Raw genomic sequence first — 10007 nt, forward strand, 5'->3', positions numbered from 1 at the left:
AGAGTACTCCACCTTGAGCAGTTGATCCAGCTTGTTGTAGTCGTAGCTGATGGTTTTCCCATCGGACTTGGTTACTTTTTCGAGCTGGTTATTGACATTGTAGGTATAGGTCTCCTTGTCTCCGAGACTGGTCATGCGTTCCACTAGATTGGACAGCTGGTCGTAGCTGTAGCTTGTGACCTTGCCATTTCCATTCGTGACCGAAGTGACATTGCCCACACTGTCGTAGGTATAGCTAGAGGTAGAAGCCTTCTCTCCACTTCCTTGTGTCGCTGTAAGCAACTGATCCTTTAGGTCATAGGTGTAGGTCTTGACACGCTTGCTTCCGGATGTGACACTAGTGAGGTTGCCATTGGCATCATAGGTCATGCTTGCGACGCCACCAGCCTCATCTGTGATCTTCGTGAGATGGTTATCGTGGTCATAGCCATACTTAGTCCACTGGCCTGCCGTATCGCTTTCTGAGGTGAGGCGATTGAGGCTATCATAGGTTCGTTTGGTCACTTGACCGAGAGGATTCGTCTCCTCAAGGAGATTGCCATTCGGGTCATAGGTATAGGTCGTTTCGCGTTTGCCATTGATGGTTCGTTTGGTTACCTGACCGACTGGGTCATAGCTTGACTCCACTGTTCGACCAGTTGGCGTTTTGATCGTTTTTAGTTGATCGAGGGTCGTATAGTCAAAAGTGGTTGTAGCACCGGATGGCTTGGTCAGTTTGGCTAGATTCCCCGCTTCATCGTAGCTATACTTGGTTTCAAGGTCAAGGGCGTTCTTAGCCGTTAAGAGACGGCCAACCTTGTCATAGCTATAGTGATTGCTTCGATCAGATTGGTCTGTCTCCTGTACCAAGTTTCCAGACACATCATAGCTATAGGTTTTTGATAGTCCCTGTGGACCTGTTTGCTTGGTGAGACGTCCCAAGGCATCATAGGCGTAGGTGTAAGCCGCCTCATTTGGTAAGGTGCGTTTGATCACACGACCATAAAGGTCATTGACATAGTTGGTGCTATGACCGTTGGCATCTGTTTCTTTTGCCAAGCTACCTGTAGCGTCATAGGCATACTGAGTCTCTCCACCTGTTGGACGTTTCTTGCTGCTGACACGGTTCATACTGTCATAGCTGTAGGTCGTTGTATGACCTTCACCACTGGTTTCGCTCAAGCGATTGCCCAAAGCATCATAGCTGAAACTTTGCTTACTTCCTGTAGGAGCTACTGTTTCGATGATTCGTCCTAATGGGTCGTACTTAAAGGCTGTCGCTTGACCATTTGGATCCGTATAGAGTACCAATTTCTTATTGGCATCATAGCCATAGCTACTTGAATGGCCATTGGCATCGGTCATTTTAGATAGGTTGCCAAGGACATCATATTCGTAAGTAGAGGTATTGCCATCGGCATCCGACTCTGTCACCACTCGGTTGAGGGCATCGTAGCTATACTTGGTTTCACGTTTCAGATGATCGACGGTCTTAACTAGATTGCCGTTTTGATCATAGTGATAGGTCTTGGTCTTACCTTCTTGGTCAGTTGAACTTGCGACATTGCCCATGACATCATAGGCAAAGGTTTCGCTGGTCTTATCTGCGTAAACCACCTTCGTCAGCTGGTTGTCACTATTATAGCTGTATTGGGTAACCTCACCCAAGCTGTTTGTTAAAGTGAGGCGATTTCCTGCCTTATCGTAGGTGTAGGTCTCATTGAGATCCTGATTATCTTTTTTGTTCACTACACGGTTGGCGGCATCGTAGCTGTACTCTGTCACCAAACCACTCGAATGTGTCTGCTTGATGAGACGATCAAGGGCATCGTATTCTTGCTTTACGGTGGTTCCGTCTGGAAGAGTCACTTCCTCCAGTTGAGCCGTTGAGGTATAGGTCATCTTAGTGACATTGCCATTGGCATCGGTGACCTGAATCGGATAGCCTAGTTCATTATAGCTATACTGAGTCTTGCCACCCAAGGCATCTGTCAACTCTGTTAACTGTTCCATCTGGTTGTAGGCCATCGTAGTTTTATTGCCTAAACCATCTGTAATACTGGAAACTTGATTTTGACCTGTATAAGTCGTACTAGCAGTATAGCCTGCCGCATCTGTTAGGCTATTTTGATTGCCATTGGCATCATAGGTCATACTAGTACGGTGCCCCAAGGCATTGGTCGTTGCAATCAGGCGCCCTGCCTTGCTGTATTCATAAGTCGTTTCTTTTCCAAGGGCATCTGTCATGGACAGGATATTCCCCATCGCATCCAACACATAGGAAACACTGCTACCATCTGGGTAGGTCATACCTGTCACATTTCCTGCTGCATCATAGGTATAGCTAGTAGTCTTTTTCCCTTTGGTTTCACTGAGTTTATTACCAACACTGTCATAGGTGTAGGATACTGTTTGACCTGCTTCATCTGTGTAAGATAGCACACGACCCATGATATCATAAGTAGTCTCTGCCTTTGTGCCGATTGGGTAAGAGACTGAGGTTAACTTGCCTGCAGCGTCATAAGTGTTTTGAGTAACTTGCCCCAGAGCATCTGTGATGGTTTTAACGGCATTATTTCTATCATCGTAAGTCAAGCTACTGCTATTGCCTGCTTCATTGGTTCGAGTGACAATTCGACCCAGTGCATCACGAGTAACGGTGGTCGTTTGACCTGAAGTATTACTTTCTGTTAGGAAACGACCTTTGCTATCATAGGTATAGCTTGTGGTGCGACCTTCTGCATCGGTAACGGAAAGCTGATTCCCAACACCATCATAAGTGTAGCTATAGTTCCCTCCTTCTCCATTCGAAGCACCGATTTTACGACCGAAACCATCATAGGTGAAGGTTGTCGTGTTACCATTTCCTTCTGTCACAGCTGTCACTTGACCTGCCTTGTCAAAAGTATGACTCGTCCCAACACCATCAGCATCTTTTTCGCTCAGCTTGCGACCTTCTGCATCATAGGTAAAGGTCTTTGCCCCACCGAGAGGATTCGTAATGCTAGTGACTTGATTGTGTGCATTGTAGGTAAAGGTTGATACGCCTCCCAAAGGATTGGTAATGCTTACCAGATTCGCACCTTGATAGGCAAAGGAAGTTGTGTGACCAGCCGCATCTGTCGTAGATAAGATGCGCCCTTGCTGATCTACAGTATAGGCAATCTTAGACCCATCTGGCAATGTCGTCTGAATTAGATTGCCATTGGCATCATAGCTATGAGCTGTTGATGCACCACTAAAGTCAGTGAGAGACAGAAGATGGTTCTTCTCATCATAGCTAGAAGTTTTTACTGCACCGTCAAAACGCGTTTCTGTCAAGATATTGCCATTGCTGTCATAAGTGTAGCGAGTCGTTTGACCTGCTTCATTCGTCACACTTGACAGACGGTTGTTGTCATCATACGTTTTTGAGACACTAGTTCCATCGGCATAGCGAATGCCCGTTGTACGATATTGCTCATCGTAAGTATATACGGTTTGATTGCCATTTCCATCAGTAGTGATAGTCTGACCTTCACTATAAGAGAGAGTTGAAACAGCGCCTGCACCATCTGTTTGCTTGGTAACACGATTTTCCTCATCGTACTCGTTTTGGATAACCTTGGTGCCATTTCCATCGTACCAGGCTGTCATACGTCCCTTATCGTCATATTCATAACGAGTAGGAACTCCCGTCGCATCCGTATAGGTAATCAAATGACCATTCGTGTCGTATTCATAGGTCAAAGTCGAGCCATTTGGGATTTGAATCGCACCAATATAGCCCTCTGAGTTATAGGTGATACTATAAATCAAGCCTGTAGGGGATGTAATCTTGGTTAGCTGGTAATTTTCATTATAATCAAAGCTTGTTTTGTTACCTTTTTCATCCGTCTGACTCGTTAAGAGGCCGTGATAGTTAAAGATTTTCTCTTGATGATTGTGATCAACAACTCGGTATTCCTTAACATCATAGTCTTCTTTTTCGTCTCCGCCAAAGTCACCTTTCTTCGTTTCAACTTTTTTTACTTCGAGAGTGAGGTCATAACCGCTTGGAGCACGATAGTTATCACCATCCTTCGTAAACTTAAGAATCGAACCATCTGTACGAGTATAGTAAAGATTTTGGTCTTCATCGCTCGATAACTGTTCATTAAAGGCAAATGACCAACCACGACCAAAGAGACTATTGATGCCTGCTGCTTTAGAGTTATAGGCACGAGTAATTTCAAACTTCCCATCAACATCTGTGATAGAAACATCTGTTCGATCTAGGTAGAAATTCCCCGTGTTCAGATTGATAGGTTCAAATCCAAACTCACAGTGAAGACCGCGTCCCATTAAAAGTCTGTCTATTTCTGCCTTGGTATTAGATGTCAAGGCTGGTGGATTATAAGGTTTATCAGCATTCTTTCTTGGATTGCGAATAAAAAGGGTATTATTTTTTACAACCATCATATCTTGGATACGATTATCGTAAGCAAGTTGATTCAGTGGTACTCCATAGTAAGCCGCAATCTTTGGAAGGGTATCAAACTGGGTAACTTTGTAAATCAAAAAAGTATCACTTGATTTTTTACCGCTGGTCTGACCATCCTTTTTACTCTCTGCGTCAATCGTATAAACCTTGTTTAGTTCAGGTTCTGTGAAAGGCACCTGAGTCTGCCAGTTTGAGAGCTTGTCTTTATATTTAGTTGTTCCTTTTTCAAAGGCTGCATCAAAGGAACTACTATCAGGGTATTTGTAAGAAAAACTTGCAGAACTTTGCCCCTTGTAGTCTTTAGCAGTGTCACTAAGGTTATAATCAACCTGAGCACCTGGTGTTGTCAGACCATCCGCAAAGACTCCCTGAAATTGCAGTTTCCCTTTCTTATCTGTCTTCACCATGGTCCGAAGATTGATGGTAGTGTTCCCGATTGGATAATTGACATCAACTGGGTCTGGAACAGACCAATTAATCGTCAAACTCGGAGCCTTGTCTGGGGTAAACCCAATCTGTCCTGCATTATCTGCAGTAGCTTCAGTTGTATAGAAGGCACCACCATCTGAACCTTCGTCGGTTGCAGCTACAACTAGACCATAATTTGGTTCCAAACCTTGAACCCATGCATTTACAGTCTCGCGGATATCAAAGTTATGCATCCCAATCTTCTTACCACTGGTCGCATTCTTTCCTGCGATTTCCATATCAAGACCCACAGAAGTATCCCATGTGAGGGTATTAATATCAAAATCTTGTTTCAAGCGATAAGCCGCAAACTGGGTTGATTGAGAATCTGGAGCAGTATATTCATAAATATTTAGACTTGCACTATCGATACGCGCTTCTTTAGGGATACTCTTTTGAAAATCGTAGTTAATCTTAAAGTACATTCTCGCGCGTCCGATATCACGAACACCTGGAACACCAGCCATCCCCATCATCTCAGCGGTCATATACCCAACATACCCGTAGGCATAACCTTGGTACTGCCCATGTACAGATGAAGTCACAACATCAAGGATTTTTTCTCTTGGAACCGTTACAGTCGGGTCGATCCGAACAGGATACTTACGGTCTGAAGCAGACAACCATTCTTTACTAGCTGTGACGGTAACTTCATGGCGCCCATCCCCTTTTTTCAAGCCAAGGGTTATGACATTACTAGTAGCACCGGCACTATCCACCATCATTGGGGCAGTCAGTACAAAAAGGAGCTTCGTTTTGCCCTTTTCACGAACAAGGATTTGATTGTCTTTCAAAGAAACATCATACTTAGATGCATCTAAACCATAAGTAAAAGAGTTCTTCCCACCCCACTCTGCTAAGATAATCTCTTCTTTGACCCCATTAGATTGTACCGTATATTGCACATCTGTTTTGCCATCAACGTTATTGTATAAGATGGCATTCTTTTCAACAGTTGCCTGATCATACGTTTTATCAAGCGGATACAGGGAAATTTTGTCATCCTTATGTGTAATATCAATAGGGGTTTCTTCTTTGACTTCGCTCGGAAGAACTACGCCTACTGGAGATTCTTTAGGTAGATAATAGTGTTTCCCATTGGCATGATAAGAATAGAGAGATAAGTCAACAGGAACTTCTACCCCTTCTTGATCAATATAGGTTTTAATATCACTTCCAATATGCGTCACAAAGTGAGTTTCATCCACCCGAAACAGTTGTTCTTGCCCACTAACCGCTACTGGTTCTCCATATTGTTTCTTTAGTTCGGCCTCTGCCTTATTCTCTTCGTTGACCACCTTTGGTTGTTGTAGGGCATCTCCACCATCTTTTGCTGGTTTTGAGGCGTCAGCACTCGTCGAATGTTCCGTATTCGCATTCTCAGAACCTACAGTCTGGCTACTCGCCTCTGTAACAGCTTTTTTATAAGCGGCCTCCGCCTGACCTTGTTTGATTGCATGGCTTATTTCTTCTGCATAAATAAGCGGGGTATTAGAAATAAATAAACTCAGCAATAATAACCACTGTATGGTCTTACGAAGTCTTTTCATCATCATTCTCCTTTGTAAGATACATAAAATAATAAAGTGTAAAAATTAAAATAAGAGCATCACCGATGGATAAAACGAAAGAACCTAGTATTGGGAACCAAACAGCGATAGCTAAACAAAAGGCAACAAGAAGCATGGATACCAGAACAGGTAGTCGCAATTGATCTACCCTACTTTTAATTGGTAAAGCTTTGTAAATACTAACCAGACTATAGGATAAGATTACTTTAAGAAAAGTTTGTATAATGCTAGTAAAAGCCCAGATCGCAATCTTGACATGATCATACTCCAAACTCGTATTATCGTATAAAATTTGACCCAAGCCTCCGATGAGGATGCCACATAAAATCGCACTAAACAAGTAAATCAGAATAGTGTGATTTAAACGTTTATCTGATCGATACTGCTTATAAAACCAGATCGCTATTGGAAAAATAAGAACTGTTCCTATCATTAAAAATAGTAGGCTGAGTAAGGTCAGAATGAGTGATAAACCTTCCTCAACTACCACAGGGGAAATCGCACCTGTAAGTAGAAGGCGTTGCCCCACTCCTAAAAACAGTAAACCAGTAGCTAGTCTCCAAAACCTTGAGAGTCTTAATATTTTCATTATTTACTTGTCCTTTCTTTAACACTTTTTAAACGAGCAGTAACCACAAATCGTTGATCATTTCCAGCAACATCACAGGTTGACAAGATTAAAAATCGATCTTTTTGAGGGTCAGTAACTATCTGGCGATAGAATCCCCCATAGTCTGACGTTCTTATCTGTAATGTATCTAAATAATATCGGAGACCTTCTCGACTTCCTAATTTAAATGTATGAAAAAGATGATCATCTGTATAAGAATGGGCTGCCAGCACCTCATATTCAAAATGTTGAGTCAACGTGTCAATTTTGATGCTCTCATGCTTGTTAAAAAAAGCTAGTTTCGCAAAATAATCTAAAGACCCGAACATAGAATCATCTAGCATAGCATGACCATAAATAATAGTGACAGGATCTTCAAATGTTTTTTTGTTAACCAGCTCTGTGAATATGGCTCCATAATAGGTCTCTTCACCATCTATATCGTGAGATAGGTAATAGGTATCATCCCTTGAATGTTGAGCGACTGGATAGTCAATTCGAGTCCCTTCGACTGTTAGCCAAGCAAAGACATCTGGATTCTGATGAAACCTCGTCTCTATTGCATTTTGAGAATGCTTCTCTACAGCTTTCTGTTCGAATCCATCCAAGATCTTTAGACCTAAAAATAAAACTGCAACCATTGCAATTAATGATAAACTAAACCTTAAAATTTTCATGTAATCGCTCCCATACTATCATTATATCAGACCCCTATAACCCTTGTAAATACATTATCCCTTTAAATTATACTTTTATTAAAATATTTTGATAATCATATACATGTATACCGCTTCTTTACGTGTTTGATTGCTACTTTTTAACAGAAAAGAGGAGCCCTCTCCAAATGAGAGTGGGTTCCTCTTTTAATGACTGGTTGAGCTGACTCTAATTTTTTCCTAAACTCTCTTGTGATAGAAGACTCCTTGAACCTGTAAAGCTCCAATTCTTACATTTTCTATAGAAAAATCGAGTTCTAAAATCGTTTTTAATTGAGAAGAAACCCTAGATATTTCATGATCTAGATAGTCACAATGTGCGATTCCTTCCCCTTATTTCGCTACATATTTATATGATTCCATGAAATCTTTCGAAATGATATATTTCATAAATAGTAATGTGATTTTAATGGCTGTCGGAAAGATTGCATATCGTATTCTTAGGTGTGAATTTTACCCTAAAAATACACAAATTGAGCTAGATTCTTCCGAAAAGTTTACACCCTTTAAACTGTTATTGTTTTATCCATTATTCACAATTCTTTATCTTACTCCTGGTCAACAATTGTATAATCTTCGCTTTGCAGTAATTCCAAGACTTTTTTTATAAATTGCATTGACAGCAATCCCTCAATCTTAGAGCCATGAGTTTTAAAATTTTCGTCGATTTCTTGAATTCCTAAATTAGTTTTCTTTTCAGCAATTTTCTCAGAAATGAGTGAATGAAAACTATATTCTCCAATTTCATAATATAAGAAATATAGATATTTTTTTGTTCCTAGATGATAATCAAAAAACTCGACCTCCATATCTTTATCGTAATCATAGAAACTATTTTTCCAAATAATATCATTAGTTTTTTCTTTCAACAATTCCTCATAGTTATTTTCATAACTGTACACTCTTTTTTCTCTTCACCAATGAATTGTTTGTGGATCAGAATCGGGGTAAATACTTTCAAAAATTCTTCTTTTAGTTGATAGTATTTACCCATTTCCTCTTCCGCTTTTTCAATATTACTCTCCAAATGCTGATGGAACCTTCCATTTTTGTATTCTTTAATTTTATCACGATAATTTTTAGCTCGTTTATTCACAGAATATATACATTCTGCAATAATTTCATTTGTAATTTTTTTCTCATTAATCAATTCATTATATAGCTTTGGAGTTTTCATTTCATAATCCCTTTCGAACTATCTCTTACTATCAGATATTAAAAATAAACCAATTCACATGTTTTATTGTAACGTCTAGTTATCTTTTTTTCAATAACTAGATGTTTCAATTTTAATAATAATCTCTTAATTTACCTTTTTTATACTGTTCAACCAATTCCCAGAGATTATGAGTAGTTAAATCTGGTACAAACGTATACCATTTATTAGCCACGAACAACTCAACTAACATATCAATTGCATATTTGAAATTTAAAATCTCATCCATTTCTGTAATACTATAATACAGTTTTTCATGGCAACAGTGATAAATAATCAAATTCAACCTATCATCAATGAAATCAAACTCTAGTTCTTCTCCTTCACGAGATAAAGTTAGATAAAAATTATATTCATCACGGCAAAAATTAACAGTAACATCAAAATCTGCACCTGTTTCAACTTCGATATTTACAGTCTCTAAAATTTTTTTACATAAATAATCTTTATAAATGTTCATATTTTTTCTCCTTTTGTTGTTTGTTAAGTTTAAAAATATAATGCAAGATGCCAATGTCTGGGGGGCCAAGTTCATATACTAGGCCTGTAATAAAAAAAAACATATGCTCATACAAATGTAACCTCCTTTTTTTCTCTCTATATATAGTCTGCCATAAATTTCAAAATAAAAAAGTAAAATATTTAAAAAAATGATAAAGGTATTGTTTACTTCTCAATCTTTTTTTACTTATACCTCTTTCTTTCATCACTCAGTTTTTTTACAATTCTGATTTTTCTGTGTGTTTAGCGTTGACAGGAACGTATGTGTAAGTCACGCTAAACACACAGTACTAGGTAAAAGTGAATAACGTAAAAAAATCTTATCCTAATTTTTTTATTTTATGATTTATGGCATACTAATAGTATATAAATAATTGATTGAGTAGAGACGTAACTAATATAGCTACGTTTTTTATGTTTGAAAGGAGGTAGCTATCGTGGAAACAGTAGGTTTAAGCTGGGTTAGGAAAGAACCAGTTTTGTA

General features: G+C 39.5%; 6 protein-coding genes. All 6 read right to left on the reverse strand.

The features are described from left to right. A partial coding sequence (locus SORDD24_RS08995; RefSeq protein ID WP_061409717.1) for a DNRLRE domain-containing protein occupies nucleotides 1–6459 on the reverse strand: 6459 nt, incomplete at its 3' end. After that, on the reverse strand, nucleotides 6443–7069 hold the full coding sequence (locus SORDD24_RS09000; RefSeq protein ID WP_081103574.1) for a hypothetical protein: 627 nt from the start codon (nucleotides 7067–7069) through the stop codon (nucleotides 6443–6445). The genes SORDD24_RS09000 and SORDD24_RS08995, both read right to left, overlap by 17 nt. Then, on the reverse strand, nucleotides 7069–7767 hold the full coding sequence (locus SORDD24_RS09005; protein ID WP_061409721.1) for a class B sortase: 699 nt from the start codon (nucleotides 7765–7767) through the stop codon (nucleotides 7069–7071). The genes SORDD24_RS09000 and SORDD24_RS09005 overlap by 1 nt, the downstream gene beginning before the upstream one ends. Nucleotides 7768–8354: 587 nt before the next feature. Then, nucleotides 8355–8675, reverse strand: a complete 321-nt coding sequence (locus tag SORDD24_RS11825; protein ID WP_231082737.1) for a hypothetical protein — start codon at nucleotides 8673–8675, stop codon at nucleotides 8355–8357. Continuing rightward, a complete protein-coding gene (locus SORDD24_RS11830; RefSeq protein ID WP_231082742.1) occupies nucleotides 8672–8983 on the reverse strand; it encodes a hypothetical protein in 312 nt (103 codons plus the stop codon). The genes SORDD24_RS11825 and SORDD24_RS11830 overlap by 4 nt, the downstream gene beginning before the upstream one ends. A gap of 112 nt (nucleotides 8984–9095) precedes the next feature. Further along, on the reverse strand, nucleotides 9096–9482 hold the full coding sequence (locus SORDD24_RS09015; RefSeq protein ID WP_061409723.1) for a hypothetical protein: 387 nt from the start codon (nucleotides 9480–9482) through the stop codon (nucleotides 9096–9098). Nucleotides 9483–10007 lie beyond the last annotated feature (525 nt).

The organism is Streptococcus oralis, from assembly GCF_001579175.1.
GTDB lineage: Bacteria > Bacillota > Bacilli > Lactobacillales > Streptococcaceae > Streptococcus > Streptococcus oralis_O.